This window comes from Paenibacillus assamensis DSM 18201 (assembly GCF_000422445.1).
GTDB classification, from domain to species: Bacteria; Bacillota; Bacilli; order Paenibacillales; family Paenibacillaceae; genus Paenibacillus_B; species Paenibacillus_B assamensis.
Map to the genome: position 1 here is coordinate 129,667 of NZ_AULU01000006.1, position 20,414 is coordinate 150,080.

Here is a 20,414-nt window from a genome sequence, read left to right on the forward strand (position 1 = left end):
ACGAATAACGACAGGGCGGTGAAGGGATGGCTTTTGTTGTCAGGTATAGTGATAATCAGAGAGGCGCCATCACATTTACAGGAAACACGCTCGGCCTTAGTCGATCAGATACAGTGGGCGTACCGGGAACGCTAGATAGCATAGGTGCCTTCACAACCGTCGACACGTCTTTGAGATTTGGCACGTATCCTTTCGGGACTACTTCGAACTATACATCAAATAGTGCTGCTGCTGTATTAGTCATTCCCTCAGGAAGTACTGTGTTGTATGCAGAATTGATTTGGGGCGGCACCTATGTTAACGGGAATGTCAACCTAACGGCTAATATTAATAATCCCGTTACTTTACGAACACCAGCAGGCACATCGTTTAGCATACAACCAGATAGCGCGACTGCGCAAAGCGTAACGATGGCCACTGGTATTCTCGGTTATGTCCGTTCAGCGAATGTAACATCTATCATTACCAGTGCAGGTACTGGCACATACACGGTTGGAAATGTAGTCGGTACCATCGTCGTTCCAGATGATACGTCCAATCATGCGGGCTGGACATTGGCTGTCGTTTATTTGAATCCGACCCTTCCATTTCGTAATATGTCTCTTCGTGTAGGTTCTTTGTACATCAGTGCTGGAGGTTCTGCAGTTTCTACCTCAATAACGGGTTTCGCTACACCAACGTCGGGCACGGTTTCAGGAAGAGCGCTGTTTAGTGCTCAAGAGGGAGATGCCAATAGAACTGGAGATCAGGCCAAGTTTGGACCTAATACGGGTAATTTAACGACCTTAAGCGGACCAAACAATTTTGCAAACAACTTTTTTGCTTCCCAAATTAATAAAGATGATGGCACCTTGGATACGAGTGGAACTTTTGGTACGAGAAATGCGGTAAATGGCGCACCTGGAACCAATATTTCAGGAGGTAGACAAGGTTGGGATATTACAAATGTCGACGTTTCCTCTACGTTAAGCAACAATCAGACAAGTGCGGTATTGCAACTAACCTCATCAGGTGATGCGTATCTAGTAAACGCTAATGCTCTTCAAATTAATATTAATTCACCACAAGTCAATTTAACGAAATCGACTCCATCTACCTTTGCGGTAGTGGGAGACAACATTACGTACACGGTCGTTATTACGAATACAGGGTCATTAAATGCGACCAACGCAGTATTCACAGATATAATTCCAGCAGGTACAACACTTGTCGCCAATAGTGTCAGATTGAATGGCAATGTACTGAGCAATCCGAATGTAAGCACGGGTATATCAATTGGAACTTTGGCTCCAGGAAGTACGAATACCATACAGTTAACAATCAGAGTTGCTTCAGTGCCTACAGGGTTTCAGGAGAACAATCAAGCGGCTGTTAGCTATTCTTTCCAAAGTATTTCTGGCGGGTCTACCGTCTCAGGTTCATCCGTATCAAATGTAAGCAGTGTTCCTGTATTAGCGCCGGTTATTAATTTGGTGAAGACAGGGAGCTCTATCGCTGCAACGGTAGGAGATACGATCACCTACAACATTGCAGTTCAAAACACAGGTAGCATTAGTGCCAATGTAACGGTGACCGATCCGATCCCTAGCGGTTCTGTGTTTGTGCCGAACAGTGTAAGGGTTGGAGGTGTGCCGGTTCCAGGAGGGAATCCAGTGTCAGGTATCAATTCGGGGAACGTACCCCCTAACGGTACGGTTAACGTGAGCTTCGATGTAAACGTAACTCAAGTTCCGACGCCCCAGCAGTTGACCAACCAAGCATCCGCTGCATTTACGTTCCAACCGCCAGACGGCAGAACAATAAATGGCTCATCCCAATCCAATACATTGTCTATTCCCGTATCCTCACCAAACGTAAATGTTGTGAAAAGTACAAATGTAACGGAAGCGGTAGTAGGGGATGTTGTTACGTTTGTGGTAAATGTAACGGACAGCGGTATATCTGCTGTGACCAATGCCGTTCTCATTGATCCAGTCCCTGCTTCTGGATCGTTCGTAGCAGGCAGTGTAACGATTGCTGGAGTTCCTCAGCCGTTAGCGAATCCGAATACAGGAATTGCGATTGGTACAATAGCAGCAGGTCAAACGATACCTGTTACTTTTCAGTTCAAGGTCGATGCTTTGCCGCCAACGCCAAGCAATTGGAATAATCAAGCGACATTGAGCTTTACATCAGGGACGTTTTCAGGTACTTCAACGTCCAATCTATTAGTATTGCCCATTTATAATTCAACTGTAGCAGCGGCAAAATCCGTCAATCAAACCGTTGCGCAAGTTGGAAATACGTTGACCTATTCGGTACAGCTATCCAATACAGGCAATATCGCCTCAACCGTGGTCCTGACGGACAATATTCCTTCTGGTACGGTGTTTGTTCCTAACAGCGTGACCGTAAATGGCGTCACTCAGACAGGTGCTAGTCCTACGGTAGGAATTCCAGTTGGGTCGATTGCTGCTGGAGCATCGTCGACGGTTACCTTTCAAGTCAATGTCGTTTCTGTACCTCCATCACAACAGTTAAATAACCAAGTATCGATTAGCTACACGTTCCAGACGCCGAGCGGTCGAACGACAACGCGAACAGGCAATTCAAATACCGTTTCTATACCCGTCTCTGCACCGAACGTATCTATTGTCAAACAAACAAGTCGTACGGTTGCTGCAATTGGCGATACTATTCGATACACGGTGAATGTAAGAAATCAAGGCGTGGACAATGTAACGAATGCCGTTTTGACGGATACTTTTGCCAGCGGCTCGACATTTGTACCGAATAGTGTCACGGTGAACGGGGTGTCACGTCCAGGGACGGATCCATCATCAGGGCTAGCAATTGGAACGATTGCTCCCGGTCAGACAGTACCCGTTACGTTTGAAGTTAGTGTAGATTCGATACCACAGCCGAGCGGTACTTTGTTAAATCAAAGCACGGTACTGTTTACTGCCGGCACATTTACAGGCACATCAACTTCTAATACGGTCAGTATTGCTGTATTCCAGCCTATTATAAGTGCTGCGAAGCAAGGGAGTGAGTCCCGAGCTACGGTTGGGGATACGATTACGTATACAGTCACGATTCAAAATACGGGGAACTATGCGGCGACAGCCACCGTGACAGATACGATTCCAGCCGGGACGGCATTTATTCCGAATAGTGTCGCTGTAAATGGTGTTCCTAAGCCTGGAAGTACGCCAGGGACAGGTATTTTAGTAGGTATTATCGAACCAGGGGGCGTAGCCACTGTTACGTTTCAAGTGAATGTAGCCTCACTGCCGACGCCGCAAATTCTATCTAATCAAGCAACCGTTTCATACAGCTATTTGCTTCCAGATGGACGGACTTTGATTGGGTCAATTCAATCGAATACGTCAACCATTCCAGTATCGTCGCCAAGCGTTGGTGTAGCGCTCACTGCTAATTTGCCAGATGTGACCGTAGGCGACATCATTACGTATATGATCAACACAACCAATTCAGGAATTGCCAACATTGATGCGGTAATTGCCTCCGATCAATTGGCGGTAGGAGCATCTTTTATAGCTGGTAGTGTCGTAATCAATGGTGTTCCAGCTCCTGCCGAGGATCCGCGAACGGGTATTCCGATCGGTGTCATTGCGCCAGGGCAGTCTATTCCAGTGACGTTTCAAGTAAGAGTAGATACGCTGCCACCAACTGCTGTGTTGACGACTCAAGCCATCGTATCTTACACATCTGGAACATTTTCTGGAACGTCGGCTTCGAATGCGCTCACGATTCCGGTATATGAACCGACTATTACCGCTGCAAAAAGTGCCGACCATACTAGAGCGACAGTAGGGGATACGATCACGTATTCCTTTGCAGTAGCGAATACAGGCAACTATGCGGCTAGTGCTATTTTAACGGATACGATTCCGGTAGGAACAACCTTTGTTCCTAATACGGTCATCATTTCGGGGGTAGCCCAACCAGATGCCAATCCTGCTACTGGAATTGCTCTGGGTACAATTACTGCCGGGGAAACGATTACGGTTACGTTCCAAGTAAATGTGACTTCACTGCCATCCCCTCAAACATTAAATAACCAAGCAACCATTGGTTATAGTTATCAGCTGCCGTCAGGCCGAGCGGTAGATAAGAGCATTGTATCCAATCCGTTGTCGATTCCAGTCTCTGCTCCGAATATATCGATAGTAAAAAGTGTGGATGCAGTAGAAGCGACCTTAAACGATATTTTAACGTACTCGCTAGCCATTACAAATGATGGTTTTGAAAATGTGACGAATGCTATTGTGAGTGACACGATTGCTACTGGCTCTGCCTTTGTACTTGGAAGTGTTATTGTAGGTGGTGCCAGTCGCCCAGTTGCTAATCCCGAAAATGGTATTAATGTGGGTACAATTGTACCTGGGCAGACGTTAAATGTGACATTCCAGGTTCAGGTTACTTCGTTGCCAGCGCCTCCGTTCTTAACGAATACAGCATCTGTCAGCTTTACTTCGGGTACATTTACAGGTAGTTCTACCTCCAATACGAGTTCAGTGCCTATTTATGATGCCATTATTCAGACAACCAAATCGGCCAATCTTTCAAATGCTACCGTTGGAGATACCATTACTTATACCATTGCAATAAGTAACAGCGGGGATGTTTCTGCTAACGTTGTGGTGACCGATCCGATACCAGATGGAACCATTTTTGTACCAAATACCGTAACCATTAATAGTGTACCGATAGCAGGAGCCAATATTGCTAATGGTGTTAATCTTGGATCGGTGGCGCCGAATACGACGTCCGTGTTGACGTTTCAATTGAATATTGTGTCACTGCCAGCAACACAAACCATTAGCAATAGTGCCGTTATCGACTATTCGTTTACATTACCTTCGGGCCGTATCGTTTCTCGTTCATTAACATCGAATACCGTAACGATACCTGTATCAAATCCCGATGTTAATGTGACAAAAGCATCGAATGTAACGGCGGTTGTCGTAGGCGATGAAGTCGTTTATAGCTTTGTCGTACGAAATAATGGGATTGAAAATGTGACCAATGCTATACTGGTTGATCCGATTGCACCTGGATCTTCATTTGTAACAGATAGCGTACTTGTGGATGGGTTTCCAAGATTAGGGGAGAATCCAACTACGGGGATAACGTTAGGAACGATTGTGCCGAATCAGACGGTCACGATTAGCTTTAGTGCTAACGTTACTGAACTCCCGCCGTCACAAGTGCTGGTCGATCAAGCGACGGTAAGCTATACATCTGGTACCTTTACAGGATCTTCTTGGTCTAACTCAATATCCATTACAGTATATCAGCCGATACTTGCAGCAGCTAAACAGGCAAACGAGACTGTTGCCACCGTTGGAGATATTATTACGTACTCAATCGTTGTTACAAATACGGGCAATATTAATGTCATCGGGACGTTGATCGATAATGTACCTCCTGGCGCCGTATTGTTGGCGAACAGCGTTATTGTCAATGGCGAGCCACGTCCAGGGCTTAATCCAGCAACCGGGATTCCGCTGGGTACGATTGAAGCAGGCGGTTCGGCAAATGTGTCTTTCAAAATAAATGTAACGTCACTACCTTCACCACAAGAGTTGGTCAATCAGGCGACAGTAGGATACTCTTATATCGCTCCAGATGGTCGTACCCTTACAGGGCTAGTGACATCCAATCCGGTTACTATACCTGTTTCATCACCTAATCTGACCTTAAGCAAAGCATCCAACTATACATCCGTAGGTGTCGGGGACACCATTATTTATTCGATTAGTTTGAGTAACAGCGGTGTAGCACCTGTAACAGATGTGACCTTGACAGACTCTATACCAGATGGAACTTCATTCGTACCAAACAGCGTAACGATAAATGGAATACCGATACCGACGGCAGATCCGCAAACGGGTATTACCATTGGTGCGATTGCAACAAGCACAACTGTACTTGTGACGTTCCAGACAAATGTAGTTACTGTCCCTGTACCACCGACATTAGTGAATCAAGCAACAGCTTCTTTCACTTCGGGAACTTTCACAGGAACTTCCACTTCTAACACTATAGTAATTGCCGTCTACCAGCCTGCTCTAACTTTAGGGAAGAGCTCTGAATTAACGAATGCATCCATAGGAGATACATTCACGTATACGATTCAAGTTAGCAATACGGGCAATATTGCAGCGAATATTACATTAACGGATCCGATACCTAATGGGGCTGTTTTCGTTCCGAACTCTGTTCTTGTAGGTGGAACACCTTTACCGAGTGCTGACCCGCAGGTTGGATTCAGTATTGGCAGCTTAGCAGCTAATGCAAGTGTGCCAGTCACGTTCCAAGTAAATGTCGTCTCCCAGCCAGTACCTCCTGTACTATCCAACCAAGCAACTGCAGCCTTTACGTTTACATTACCAGATGCAAGAACGTTGAATGGAAGTGCTTCATCGAATATCGTAAATGTCCCGGTCTCTGTTCCAGATGTCTCTCTCACTCAGATGGCTAATCGAACGAGTGTGTCTGTTGGTGATATTATTACCTACAATATTACCGCTACGAATAATGGAATCCAAGGACTCACGACTGTTGTCATTACGGAACCAATTCCAGCAGGCACTTCATTCGTTTCTGGCAGTGTGACGATAAACGGAACACCAATACCTGGAGCAGATCCTTCTGTTGGTATACCTGTAGGCTCGCTAAATTCAGGTCAATCTGTACTCGTTTCGTATCAGTTGCTAGTTAATTCGGTACCATCTCCGCCAAACGTGACTACTCAGCCAACGATAACCTTTACACGCGGAACATTTACGGGATCGACTGTGGCCGATCCGCTTAGCATATCTGTGTTCGAGGCGACGCTGGCAGCAGCAAAAAGCGCCAACCATGCTGCGACAAGTGTCGGAGATACAGTAACGTATACCGTAGTTGTAACGAATACTGGAAATATTACAGCAAGTGCTGTCGTGACCGATCCTCTGCCAGCGAATGTCGTATTTATTCAGAATAGTGTAACGGTGAATGGTGTACCAGTCGCTGGAGCCAATCCAACCTTAGGTATTCCAGTTTCAAGCAATCCGAGCGAAAATGTGACGGTTACATTCCAAGTTAACGTTGTTTCCTTGCCAGATGGTGGAAATATGAGCAATCAAGCATCCGTTCCTTATTCCTTCCAATTGCCAGATGGAGGAACGAAAAGTGGCAATATTGTATCCAATACGGTGACGATTCCTGTATTCCTGCCTAATCTAGATGTAGTTAAAGGTACAATCACAACGGAGGCGGCGATAGGAGATACGATTACGTACAGTGTACTGCTTGCGAATACGAGCATCGAACCAGTTACGAATGTTATTGTTAACGATCCGCTGCCAACTGGAGCAAGTTTTGTAGCGGGTAGTGTAACGGTGAATGGTGCCTCTATACCAGATGCGAATCCAGCGACAGGTGTATTTGTTGGGGTGATTGAGGTAAGTGCAACGGCAACAGTAACCTATCAACTAACTGTCGTTGCATTGCCACCAACGCAATCGATTGATAATACAGCTAGCGCATCGTTCTCGTTAGGTTCCTATAGTGCGACCGTCCCATCAAATCCAGTGTCTGTTCCTGTGTATGAAGCGAGAATTGCCGCCTTAAAGAGCGCATCACGCTCAGTAGCAACGGTAGGGGATACGGTACAGTATACGATCGTTGTATCAAATACAGGAAATACAGCTGCGACGGCTGTGTTCACGGACGCAACGCCAGTAGGCAGCGTATTTGTCCCAGGCAGTGTGACGATAAACGGGGCGGCCCAGCCTACTGCTAATCCAAATACGGGATTTGCGATTAGTACGATTGGGGCAAGTGGTTCTGTGACTGTTGCTTTCCAAATTAATATCGTATCACTGCCGCCATCTCAAGAGCTGCTTAATCAGGCGGATGTTGATTATACGTACGCTTTACCATCCGGACGCACCATAAGCGGGCTAATCCAATCGAATACAGTGACCATTCCAGTTTCATCACCCGATGTGACGATTGCCAAGTCTGCTGATGCAACTGTTGCCGTGTTTAATGATGTTGTGACCTATACAATTACCGTGACGAATAATGGTATTGAAACGGTAAATAATGCAGTAGTTTTTGATCCAATTCCAGCAGGCAGTGAATTTATTTCAGGGAGTGTCATCGTCAATAACGTAAGCGTACCTGATAGCCAGCCTACTTCGGGCATCGATCTTAATACAATTGCACCGGGACAAACAGAAACGGTTAAATTCCAAGTGCGTGTCGTTTCTTTGCCGGACCCTCCTGCCTTATCAAATCAAGCTACCGTGAGCTTTACATCTGGCACATTTACAGGCACGTCCATTTCAAATACGGTAACCGTTGCGGTCGTTCAAGCTATAATTACGGTGACCAAAACAATAAGCCAAAGTGAAGCCACAGTCGGGGATACAGTCACCTATACACTGGTGGCACGAAATGATGGTAATATAGGGGCCTCAACGGTGCTAACCGATCCGATTGCAGAAGGAGGTACCTTTGTCCCAGGCAGTGTTACGATTGATGGCGTACCGTCTCCAGCATCTAATCCACAGACGGGGATTACGTTGAGCAATATTGCTCCTGGAACGTCGACGACAGTAACATTCCAAGTTGAAGTGACGTCGCTCCCCCCCTCGACAGGCTGACGAACGAGGCGGCAGCAACGATACAATTTGAGCCATATAGCGGGAGAACGGTCATTTTACAGACTTCGTCTAATCAAGTGGCCGTGCCCGTCTATGACTCTGCCGTCAGCCTAGTGAAGCTAGTGGATGTTCCAGATGCGATTTCTGGTGAAATGGTTCAGTTTACGATTATTTTGACGAACAATTCGGCCAGAACGATAAGGCAAGCGGTTTTGACGAATGTATTAACTGAATACTCTCGATATGTCCCAGACAGTATTGTTATTCAAGGAGTAAAACAAACACAAACAACGCCTTATGCCATCTTACTTGCTGACATCAATCCAGGTGAGGAAGTTGTTATTCAATATTCCGTATTGATTACTTATGTGCCTGAACGAGAGACAACGAGTACACAAGCGAATCTATCGTATCAAGTAAGTGGAGAACAAGAATTGATCCGTTCAAATATCATTTATGTGGAACTGTTTCCTTCCGGAGTACAATTGTCGAAGCAGGCAGAAGCGTCTGTCGTCATGGTAGGTAGTCAGTTTACTTATCAAATTGATGCTGTGCATAATGGAGTACTATCTGGAGAACTGCTTATTTTTGATAAATTACCAACTGAAGTAGAATATATTCCGGGCAGCTTGTTCGTAAACGGAGAACCGAGGCTTGGTGAATCGCCAGAAACAGGAGTGTTGTGGAAACCATTTACGATCGGTCAGGTTGTGAGGGTGCAGTTCGATGTGCGAGTACTTGCAAGACCGAGCTCAGGAAAGCTTCTAAATGAGGTAGGGGCATTATTTACGATTGATTTGCAAAGTGGACGTAAAGCTGTCAGCACGTATTCTGCACAAGCAGAGCAAATCATTGTGTCTGAGCCGCTGATCGTACGAAAATCTGCCTCTGCTTCTGTCATTCAAGTTGGTTCTGAAGTGGCGTATACGATTGTAATTACAAATATATTGACACATCCGCTTTACAATTTGCTTGTCGTTGATCTGCTGCCGAGTGGTTTGCAGTGGATACCTGACAGTGTTACCATTAACGGATTGCCTGATATGAATAGGTTCGACGTGGCTGCGGGTATTCCTATTGGAACGATTGAAGCGGGGAGTACGATCACAATCACATTTAGAGTAAAGCTTGCTCAGTATGCAGCAAATAGGATTTTGGTAAATCAAGCATCGGTTAGATATTCGGCTGAACAAATCCAAGGGTCTGTTTCTTCCAATAGAGTCGCGATTACCGCAGAACCAGGTCCACCGATTCCGCCGCCACCACCAATTGACCCAGATCGCAATAAAAAGGTGAGCGTGTATTTGAATCCTAGGAGCATTCCTCAGATCGTCTTTGTTGGCGATGTCATTAATCTGGAATATGTCATTGACAATATTTCAAATGATGATTTATTCAATCTCTTATTGAAGTTTACTATGAATGCAAATGCTGCTTTCGTTATTGACAGCTTGATGGTGAATGGAATACCGTTGGACGAAAATCCATTTGCCGGACTTATCGTCGAACGATTAAAGAAAGGCGAGAAGATTATTGTTCGTTTCCAAATACGAATCCTTCCGTTGCGTGATGGCAGTAACTTAGTCATTGGAGGTAATATTTCATACGACTATCGTTGGGTGGATGGAGTGATCACATTAGGTCAAGTCGCTATAACCTCAGATAGCGTTCCGCTGTATGATCCTTCGATAACCGTTGTGAAGTCAACTTCTTCAAAAGTCGTAACGGTAGGCGATACGATTAGCTATGCTATTGCGATTCAAAATACAGGAAATATGAATTTGTCACTAGAAGTGGTGGATCAACTGCCTTCTAACCTAAGGCTGGTGTCTGATACGCTTACAGTTGATGGAGTAAGGCAGAAAGATTGTGTCTTAGCGGATGGGATTCATATTTCGAATGTGGAATCAAATGAGATTGTCCATATACAATATAAAGCGAGAGTGACCCAGTATCGGGAAGGTATAATTTCGAATACAGCATACGTAATTTCGACAGCTGTCGTTGGTACGATTAGTAGGGAATTTCCGTACTATTCAAATACCGTCGAGGTTATTCTACAGGAAGATGAAGAATAAGACGTAGAACAAAGACAACTAGCAACGTTGAACATCAGTCTTGTTGGATAGATAAATCATGTGAAATAAAAATATCCCGCATCACTTTTAGACAGTGGTGTGGGATATTTTTTGTACTTTTGCGTTTCGAATTAGATACTAGCGGCGAAGCAGATCCATGCGATATACATATTCAAATAGGAATTCAAAGGCTTCAAGATGGCGCTTAGCTTCAAAGCTATTTGCCCCCCACGCATAAATACCATGATTGCGCAGTATAATCCCGGGAATACTCGGATTTAATTTTTTCGTGACCTCAGGAACAATGCTTGGTATGTGTGCGTAATTGGGAACGATTGGGATCTCAATACGGGCATTTTCTTCCCAAATATTAAAAGCCTTGATTAGTTCTACGGCTTGTACGGGAATAAAGCCTTGATCACCATACACTTCAGATACGATATTGTTAAATACCGTATGTACATGAAAAATGGCACCACAGCCAGTTAATCGATAGATTTCGCAATGAATGAGTGTTTCAGCGCTTGGCTTCAATGAAGTAGCGTCTGTGGGCACACCATTTTCATTGACGAGCAAGTAGTCCTCAGGTGTATGGACAGATTTATCTTTGCCACTCGCTGTAATTGCAAATTGAAACTGTCCATCTGTTATATCCCCAACTCTAACGGATAAGTTACCGCTCGTGCCAGGAAACCAATGACGTGCAGCAAATTGTTCCTTGATGGAGCGTAGTTCTTGGAAAGCGTGCTGCTTCTGTTCGGATGAAAGAGTGATCAATGCACAGGGCTCCCTTCGACTCAATTAGAATGATAAAGTTATTTAGGATGTTCGGGAAACAATAGATACAGATAAATGCTCAACTATATCATAGAACGTATCGAATGTTGCATGCGGGAGTCCAAGCTCTTCACACTTATCGATAAGCTGTGCACGAGCATATACAAATTCCACTAATTTCGCTGCGGCAAAGTCAGTAACACTATCGCCAATGACGATTCGTTCATACTGCTCAGCAGGGAATTGACGAACGATAGTTGTTTTGCACATTCCACAATCATTTGTACATGGCTCTTGGCATGCATGCGGCCAGGTGATTCGGATATGTTCTCCGCTGAAGTCACTGCCATTGCAATAAATATGATTGTGCGATATATCGAATGGTTCTAGCAATGGATAGACGAAGAAGTCAATTCCACCGCTTGTCACATAGAATTCAATCTCATGCTGTTTGCAGAAAGCTAGAAACTCCTTGAAGCCAGGTCGAATTACAGCTTGGTTAATAGCTTGGCGAATGACCTGATCTTTCATAGAAGCGGGGAGTAAGGCGAACATTTGACCGACACCATCGCGAATGGAGATGCGTTCTGCTAGCACATCCTCAACGATATCCCGCCATCCTTCCGGATTAAAGTGCTTAATGAGCGCGACTATATTGTCATTGGCCGTTATCGTTCCATCAAAATCACAAAAGATGACTTTCTTCTTCATGTTGTTCACTCTTTTGTCCCCCATATTTGAATCGCTTGATGCAAGGCTTCGTGATGTTGTGCGTAATCGTTAAGGCTTATTCCTTGTAGAACAGCATCAATAGCTTGAACAAATGCTTGTCCACCTCCAGCTGCACCGAGTGGGTGTCCATGAACACCACCGCCTGCATTAACGACAACATCGATACCATAGTCGCGAATGATTAGCGGAACGAGCCCAGGATGAATGCCTGCAGATGGGACTGGGAAGCTTTGCTTCATTGGACGAGCTGTATCTAGACAAGCTTCGCGAATCCCTTGCGTATCTTCCAGCGGCATCGTCACTGATCCATATGGTGAAGGGAACAGCACGAAGTCAGCTCCAGCAAGACGGAGCAGCTTGCCCAGCAATAAGCGAGCTGAAATGCCGTAGTGCGGCGATGGGTAAAGCGCTCCTGCCATAGCCGGATGTGCCATAATCGGTACTGAAATATCAGGATCAGAAGCCAGTCCGTGTAGAGCATCATATCCATAGCTTAGTACATTGAACAGCAGTGCATTCGCACCTGCGTCAATAGCACGGCGTGCTTGATCGCGCAGTTCGAAGGTCGGCCCTGTCAAGTTCGCAGCATAGAGCAGCTTTTTGCCGGTTTCTTCTTCTACTTGTTTAGCGGCCTCTAGACAAACTTTAACTCGGTCTTGAATGGGTGTCAGCGGATTCTCAAATAATATTTCGTCATCCTTAATGAGATCGACACCGCCTAACGCTTGCTGATGGAATTGTTCACGCAGAGCGCTAAGGTCATGACCGATAACAGATTTGAAAATGCTCATAAGCAGTGGACGATTGTGTACACCCAACTGTTCTCGAATACCTGTGATCCCGAACTTTGGCCCTGAAAAGGCTTGCTGGAACGTAGATGACCAATCCAGATCAAGCAGCTTCACGCGTCCGTCCATGGATAACTTACCAAATACGGTTACGAGCAGTGCGGGGATATCACGGCTGAAATTCACATCTGGATAAGCGATGCGAACATCAGCATAGCGTTCATTAGGTACGTCGCTTTCGTGAATATGTACATCAACGACACGGCCCAGATGCTTTTGCATCGAGGCCTTCTTCGTTTCTGGAATGTCTGTCCAACTGCCGACGGTTAATCCAACTGCAATACTTTCTGCTTTTTTATAAAAATCGGCACGATCATCATACAAGCGGTATGTTGCTACGCAAGTATTACTCAATGTATCTCCCTCCCAATCTCTTCGCCCATCTCAGCGGCACGAGTTCGAGCGCGATGCACTGCCGATTTCACCGCCTTTCCAACACCGTTTTGATCCATTACAGTGAGAGCAGCTAATGTTGCTCCGCCAGGTGAACACACTTTACGTCGCAATTCGGCAGGCGATTCGCCTGTAAGTCGTACCATTTCAGCCGCGCCACGAACAGTCTGAACGACTAAATCATGGGCTTGCTCAGGCTCTAGTCCTTCTTGGATGCCTGCTTCAATCATGGCTTCCATTAAATAGTATACATAAGCAGGGCCACTCCCGGAAACCCCTGTTATCGCATCAATCGAAACTTCTTCTACTTCAGCGACGATTCCAATCGCTTGCAGCAGATTTATCGCAATCTCACGCTGCTCAGCAGTTACCTCGGAAGAATAGCTTACACCTGTCGCGCCGAGACCTATTGTACTGGATGTGTTCGGCATGGTACGCACAACCGCGATGGAACCGAGCATCCGCTGGAGTGAGTCAATGGAAAGCCCGGCGATGACGGAGATGACAAGGCAGTCTTCACGCAAAAGCGAGCGCAATTCATGACATGCATCTCGTACATCTTTTGGCTTCATTGCTAAGACGATAATGTCTGCTTCGCTGAGCCAGCGGCGTTTCGTGTCCATATCGTTGTCAGCTTGGATATGATAGCGTTGACGCAGTTCGGCTAAGCGTTCTTGGTTGCTGCGATTAATCATTTGGATCTGGCTAGGAGCAGTAATGGATTGCTTCAGCATGCCGCGGACGATCGCTTCTGCTTGAGACCCTGCGCCGAAGAAACAGTAAGTTAGTGCTTTGTTGTTTGCCGTTGCATTTACAGTAGATTGGTTCATTGTATAGAAACCTCCTATTTCAAATATGTGTGCAATTATTTGTATACAAGTAACCCGTCATTCCAAATCCTCGTGACTTAGATGGAGGAGGGGATGACGGGTTACGGCACATATGACGAATTACACTTGAGATTACTCTCTTATCTGTCCAGTTCCGCTTATTCTGTACTTACTGGATGTCAATGCAGGTAGACCCATAGGCCCGCGAGCGTGTAGTTTCTGTGTGCTGATTCCGATCTCAGCGCCAAAGCCGAATTCGAAACCATCTGTAAAACGAGTCGATGCATTGTGGTATACAGCAGCTGCATCGACTTCTTGTAAGAAGCGAGCTGCATGCTCAGCATTCTCCGTTACAATACATTCAGAATGCTTTGTACCGTATTGGGTAATATGCTGCAATGCTTCGTCTAGAGATTCGACGATTCGAATGTTAAGAATGTAGTCGTTATATTCGGTTCTGTAATCTTGCTCAGCTGCTAGTGTGATATTGCCAAGAAGCTGTTGTGTATGTGAGCAGCCTCGCAATTCCACATCACGTTCTTGAAAAGCTTGCAGCAGCTTTTTCGTTTGTTCCACAGCATAATCACGGTGTATGAGCAGCGTTTCCATCGAGTTACAAACGGAAGGGCGCTGAACTTTCGCATTATAAGCGATTTGATGAGCCATCTCAGCATCTGCACTAGCATCAATGAACGTGTGGCAAATACCAGCACCTGTTTCAATTACAGGTACAGTAGCATTGCGCACCACATTTTGAATTAATGAGGCACCACCGCGAGGGATAACTACGTCCAAAATACCGTTTAAGGTCAACATCTCATCTACAGATGCCCGATCTGCATCTTCAATATATTGCAAGGCATTTACAGGAATTGCGGTTTCGCGTAATGCTTGATGAAGTACAGCCACAATACGTTTGTTCGTTTCCAGGGCAGCAGAGCCACCGCGTAGAACTACTGTATTTCCGGTCTTTAGGCAAAGCCCTGCTGCATCGACTGTTACGTTAGGGCGTGCCTCATAAATCATTCCGATGACACCTAGCGGTACACGTAGTTGCTCGATCTTAAGACCATTAGGGCGTTCGAACGCCTGCAGCACATCGCCAACAGGATCTGGCAATTCGACGATAAGGCGAAGCCCTTGTGCGATGTCAGCAATGCGTTCTTCGTTGAGGGCAAGTCGATCAAGCAGCGATGTGCTTGTTCCATTTGCTCTTCCTCGCTCCAAATCGAGTTGATTGGCTTCGATAATGGATTGTTGTTCTGTAATAAGCTGATCGGCCATGAGGAGCAATGCGTTATTTTTTTCTTCTGTCGTCAACCGATTCGTACTAACAGCCGCTTGCTTGGCAAGCAGTGCTTTATTTCTAACTTCACTCATCTTAGGTTCCTCCTCTTACATCTGTTCATCTATGACTCCGTCTAATGTCAATGATAACTTAGTAATTCTGTTGATTAAGCATGCCTATCTTAATGTAACCCATTCATCTCTATGGATGACTTCAATACGGGGTACGTTTAGCTTCTTAAGTACATCAACAGTTGTGCAGCCAGCCACTTGCTGCAATTGATCATGCTCATAATTAACGATTCCTCGACCAATCACTTTACCATCGATACCCGTTACTTCAACGACATCCCCAGCGTGAAAATCACCTTGTACAAGATGAACGCCTACAGGGAGCAAGCTGGAGCCTTTTCCTAGCAATGCTTGTTCTGCACCTGCGTCGACAACAATGGTTCCGAGCGGGGTGGAATGGAAGCCAAGCCACTGTTTTTTAACAGGGAGACCATTTTGCTTTGTTGCAAAATAAGTGCCTGCACCAATTCCTTCTACCGCACGTCTCAAATCACCATCTTGTTGGACTCTTCCCACAAATGCCTTAACTCCGCCTCGCATCGCGATTTTAGCGGCATCCAATTTAGAACGCATTCCACCTGTACCGACTGTGCTTCCTGCACCACCAGCATAGCTGTAGATTTCTTCAGTGATCGTTTCAATATGTTCAAACTTTTTAGCATTCGGATCTTTGCGTGGATCTGCTGTATACAATCCATCTGTATCTGTAATAATGACAAGCTGATTCGCATGTACGAGATTAGCTACAAGTGCTGATAATGTGTCATTATCTCCGAACTTTAGCTCATCGACTGAAACCGTATCATTTTCATTGACGATAGGAATGACGCCTTGTTTGATTAGCTCTTCGATCGTCAACCATGCATTATGGCCGCGCTTGCGATTCGCAAAGTCCTGGCGTGTAAGTAAAATCTGAGCGGCAGTAACACCTTGCGAATTGAATTGCTCTTGATACGCCTGCATCAGAAGTGCTTGACCGACAGCTGCAGCTGCCTGCTTCTCGTGAAGTTGTTTGGGACGAGTGCTGTAGCCGATTCGTGTGAAACCTGCTGCCACTGCGCCAGAAGTAACAAGAACAACTTGGTGTCCATTCGCTATGATTGAAAGGAGCTCATTGGCATAGAAAGCAATTTTGCTGCGATCCAATCCGCCTTGCTCGGACGTTAATGAGCTGCTGCCTATTTTGACGACAATACGTTGATTCATCGGATTCACCTTCAATAATTCTTTAGGTTAGCAAGTGATTAGGTACAAGTCATCTAAATCAGCTAAATCTAATTATGATGCGTTACGTGAGCAGGAAGTGTAATCATGTATCAAGAAGCTGTTCATGAATCATCAACATAACAACAAAAAAGACTTCCGTCCAATAAAGGACGAAAGTCTGGGCTTCCGCGGTACCACCTTAGTTGAAGAAACGGAATGTTATGTACATCCAGATAACAAACCGAGAATCTTCCTGCTTTATCCAATAACGGTGGAGTTCCGTTCAGGTCAGGACTTATCGCATACATGCAACTGACATGAGATAGCCTGTTGCCATTGCGAGTACATTCCATACTGACCGCTCAAGGGTAGGTTTCGACGAGGGGACACGGCGGGGCTTGCAGCCGGTGGCTCCCGCTCTCTAATCGTGTCTGAACTCGTGTACTGGTCCTGTCATCGCGTTTCATGATTAGATTTCTTGTATTTCACTGCTTAATTTCTCAGTAGTTTACCATGAGATTACATCGCTGTAAAGGAGTGAAACGACTGTATTCCTATTATAATCAGTTTACGCGTTTAGAGCGAACAATATTAACCGAATAACCGTAGTTTGCCTATACGGTCAATAGCTTCTTGCAAGCGTGCATGATCAGCAAGTAGGCCGACTCGTACATATCCTTCTCCATGTGTACCGAAACCGATGCCAGGTGCTACGACTACATTTGCTTGTTCCAGCAATATATCGGCAAAAGAAGCAGAGTTGTAGCCAGTAGGTACGGGCAACCATGCGAAAAAGGAACCTGGTGATGGTGTAGCTTCCCAACCTATTGATTTCATCGTATCGAACAGCGTATTGCGGCGCGTCTCATACGTATGTACTAGATCATACACGCATTGTTGTGAACCGTTAAGAGCTGCTGCCGCAGCATCTTGAACAGCTCCAAACAAGCTGACATACATATGATCTTGCATGAGGTTAATGAGTCTAATGAGTTCAGCATTCCCAACTGCAAATGCTACACGCCATCCAGCCATATTATACGTTTTGGACATGGTATAGAATTCTATACCGACTTCCTTTGCGCCAGGCGTTTGAAGGAAGCTAATCGGTGTATGGCCATCGAAGCCAATCGCACCGTATGCAAAGTCGCTAGCCACTACAATTTGATTGCGTTGGGCAAACTCTACGGTTTGTTCATAAAAGGCTGCATTTGCAATTGCAGATGTTGGATTGTTAGGATAATTTAAAAACATCAGCTTAGCACGTTTTAATGTATCACTTGATATAGCATCATAATCGGGCAAGTAGTCATTGGATTCTGTCAATGGCATCATAGCCATTTCAGCTCCTGCTAGAGCAACACCAGACCAATAGTCCGGGTAACCGGGATCAGGAACTAAACATACATCGCCTGGGTTGAGCAAAATTTGACTAATTTCAACGAGCCCTGTCTTTCCACCGAACAAAACGGCTACTTCCGTCTCAGGATCAAGCGTAACTTGATAATCTTCCAAGTACCGTTTTGCAACAGCTTCCTTCAAAAAGGAGAAGCCACTGAAGGGTGGATAACGATGGTACACTGGCTTCTCTACTGCTGTTTTCATGGCCTGGACAATATGATCAGGTGTAGGAAGGTCAGGATTGCCTTGCCCTAAATTAATAACGTCATGGCCTGCTGACATACGTGCATTCGCCTTTTTAACCAATTGTGCAAAAAACTGCGTCGGCAAATGCTGCATGCGCGACGCAGGAACGATAGGAAAGGAACTTTTAGAGCTCAAGGTCATTCTTAATCTCACACTCCGGAATATGATTTGAGATAACATGCTTATGCATGCACATAATTGTGCAGTGTTAGCTTCAGCGATTAGGCCGATAATACTTGCCTTAAGTCGATAATTTAGCATGTTTTTCCTAGTGTGTACAGCTTTTTGCACAAATTAGCGAACTGCAATTGAATAGCTAAGCAGCAAAACGATTATTGTTGTTCTGCACCTGGCAGCATAGGCTTCATTAGCTCTTCCATGAAAGGCTGGACATTGTGTTTGAATTCAAGCAGAAATGGTTTGCGTTCAGGTGTAAACACGAGCAGTAATGGCTGCTTGTCCGGGCAGTAGATCAAGAACACATCCTTCGTTTGTAATTCAAGCCTCGGCAGTTTGATCTGGTATGGATTGGCAAGGGCGATGCGAACGATATAACCACATTTACTTCCTATATTTAACTGTGGAGAAAGGCCGGTTACCGATTGCAGCCATTTTGTGGCTTCTGCTTGAATAGCGGGTGTGTTAGGTATCGTTTTGACGATCCGTTCTTGCTGCATATCAAATAGTTGCACTTGCGGCAAAGGTTGTGTTGGTTGCTCGGGTAAGACTGTTTGAGCAGAGTGCGGCTGTGTATTATGCTGATGTTCTGGAATAGCTGATACAACATTCGGTGTTAAGGTGAGCAGGACAGCGCTTAGAAAGATACATATTTTACGAAAAGCTTTGACTTGTGCAGCTGATAAATTCATACGTCAACTCCTAACGATGGATCTGTAGTGGCCAAAACAGTAAGAAATAAATGGCGAGTCGGAAACTGCTTTCCTTACTGTACCCATCTTGACGTGTTTCCATGAAAGGGTATGATGGTAGAAACTACACATTTTGGAGGGGCGTCGATGAACAAGACGTGGAATGTATGCGCTATTCAGATGAATATTCGAATTGGTGAGCCAGAACGAAATGTAGAAGAAGTTATAAAACAGATTGAAGCGGCAGTTGCAGCTCATATGCCTGATGTAATTGTCCTGCCCGAAATGTGGAATACAGGCTATGCACTTGACCGTGTACATGAGTTAGCAGATGAAGATGGAAAGCAAACTTTGAAGCTGCTGTCTGAAATGGCATCCTTGCATCATGTGCATATTGTTGGTGGATCTGTAGCTGTAAAAGAGGAGGGGCAAATTCGCAATCGTTCTTATGTAGTTAATAAAAAGGGTGAGTTGGTACATTCCTACGACAAAGCCCATTTATTTAAATTAATGGATGAACATGTTCACTTACATAGCGGAAATGAGCTAGGCATATTCGAATTAGATGGAGTAAAATGCGGCATTATTATTTGTTACGATTTACGTTTTCCGGAGTATATCCGCAGTTTGGCATTGCAGCATATAGAAGTACTGTTTGTCCCTGCTCAGTGGCCAAATCCACGACTTCATCATTGGAAAACCTTGTTGACAGCACGTGCGATTGAGAACCAAATGTATGTGGTTGCCTGCAATCGGATGGGGACGAGTATTGGCTCTGACGGCAAGCCAACTTCTTTCTTTGGTCATTCGATGATCATTGATCCATGGGGCGAGTTGATTGTAGAGGGAGATGACCAAGAACGTCTAATTCAAGGTGAACTCACGATTTCATTGGTGCAGGAGGTTCGCAGTCGAATTCCCGTGTTCGAGGATAGACGTGATGGTCTGTATCAATTACAAAAGTAAATACATATACCCTTTTAGATATTTGGGTTAGAGGAATAAGAGGAGG

Annotated in this window: 12 protein-coding genes; 4 read left to right on the forward strand and 8 right to left on the reverse strand. The window is 45.2% G+C overall.

Annotated features, from left to right (window positions below; translation table 11 throughout):
- Positions 1–26: 26 nt before the first annotated feature.
- Both H580_RS23215 and H580_RS25345 read left to right on the forward strand, forming a co-directional pair.
- Positions 27–8,663: a DUF11 domain-containing protein gene (locus H580_RS23215; RefSeq protein WP_084508902.1), complete on the forward strand. Its 8,637-nt coding sequence runs from the start codon at positions 27–29 to the stop codon at positions 8,661–8,663.
- An 83-nt stretch (positions 8,664–8,746) separates the two neighbouring features.
- Entirely contained in the window at positions 8,747–10,741 is a 1,995-nt protein-coding gene (locus H580_RS25345; RefSeq protein ID WP_169449344.1) for a DUF7507 domain-containing protein, read from the forward strand.
- Positions 10,742–10,879: 138 nt separating this feature from the next.
- On the opposite strand, the gene mtnB is transcribed toward H580_RS25345, so the two are convergent.
- The 6 genes from mtnB to proB all read right to left on the reverse strand — a co-directional run bounded on the left by mtnB (position 10,880) and on the right by proB (position 16,886).
- The gene (gene mtnB / locus H580_RS0103620) at positions 10,880–11,518 is read right to left on the reverse strand and encodes a methylthioribulose 1-phosphate dehydratase (protein ID WP_028593579.1); all 639 of its coding nucleotides are present in this window, start codon (positions 11,516–11,518) and stop codon (positions 10,880–10,882) included.
- Positions 11,519–11,560: 42 nt separating this feature from the next.
- Positions 11,561–12,238: a 2-hydroxy-3-keto-5-methylthiopentenyl-1-phosphate phosphatase gene (locus H580_RS0103625; protein WP_028593580.1), complete on the reverse strand. Its 678-nt coding sequence runs from the start codon at positions 12,236–12,238 to the stop codon at positions 11,561–11,563.
- Positions 12,235–13,452 (reverse strand): 2,3-diketo-5-methylthiopentyl-1-phosphate enolase, encoded by a 1,218-nt coding sequence (locus tag H580_RS0103630; protein WP_028593581.1) that lies wholly within the window; start codon positions 13,450–13,452, stop codon positions 12,235–12,237. The genes H580_RS0103625 and H580_RS0103630 overlap by 4 nt, the downstream gene beginning before the upstream one ends.
- Positions 13,449–14,321: a pyrroline-5-carboxylate reductase gene (gene proC, locus H580_RS0103635; protein ID WP_028593582.1), complete on the reverse strand. Its 873-nt coding sequence runs from the start codon at positions 14,319–14,321 to the stop codon at positions 13,449–13,451. The genes H580_RS0103630 and proC overlap by 4 nt, the downstream gene beginning before the upstream one ends.
- A gap of 132 nt (positions 14,322–14,453) precedes the next feature.
- Positions 14,454–15,701, reverse strand: a complete 1,248-nt coding sequence (locus tag H580_RS0103640) for a glutamate-5-semialdehyde dehydrogenase (protein ID WP_028593583.1) — start codon at positions 15,699–15,701, stop codon at positions 14,454–14,456.
- A gap of 84 nt (positions 15,702–15,785) precedes the next feature.
- Positions 15,786–16,886, reverse strand: a complete 1,101-nt coding sequence (gene proB, locus H580_RS0103645) for a glutamate 5-kinase (protein ID WP_028593584.1) — start codon at positions 16,884–16,886, stop codon at positions 15,786–15,788.
- 124 nt (positions 16,887–17,010) lie between these two features.
- Between proB and H580_RS26120 the strand changes: the two genes are divergently transcribed.
- Entirely contained in the window at positions 17,011–17,202 is a 192-nt protein-coding gene (locus H580_RS26120) for a hypothetical protein (RefSeq protein ID WP_157282681.1), read from the forward strand.
- A 275-nt stretch (positions 17,203–17,477) separates the two neighbouring features.
- Here the strand turns inward: H580_RS26120 and H580_RS0103650 are convergent, their stop codons facing one another.
- Positions 17,478–18,674, reverse strand: coding sequence for a pyridoxal phosphate-dependent aminotransferase (locus H580_RS0103650; RefSeq protein WP_028593585.1), 1,197 nt, complete (start codon positions 18,672–18,674; stop codon positions 17,478–17,480).
- 191 nt (positions 18,675–18,865) lie between these two features.
- Positions 18,866–19,402 carry a hypothetical protein gene (locus H580_RS23220; protein ID WP_051217216.1) on the reverse strand — a complete coding sequence of 179 codons (537 nt, stop codon included), beginning with the start codon at positions 19,400–19,402 and terminating at the stop codon, positions 18,866–18,868.
- 147 nt (positions 19,403–19,549) lie between these two features.
- Here H580_RS23220 and H580_RS0103660 point away from each other — a divergent pair, with 147 nt between their 5' ends.
- Positions 19,550–20,368: a carbon-nitrogen family hydrolase gene (locus H580_RS0103660; RefSeq protein ID WP_028593586.1), complete on the forward strand. Its 819-nt coding sequence runs from the start codon at positions 19,550–19,552 to the stop codon at positions 20,366–20,368.
- Positions 20,369–20,414: the final 46 nt, after the last annotated feature.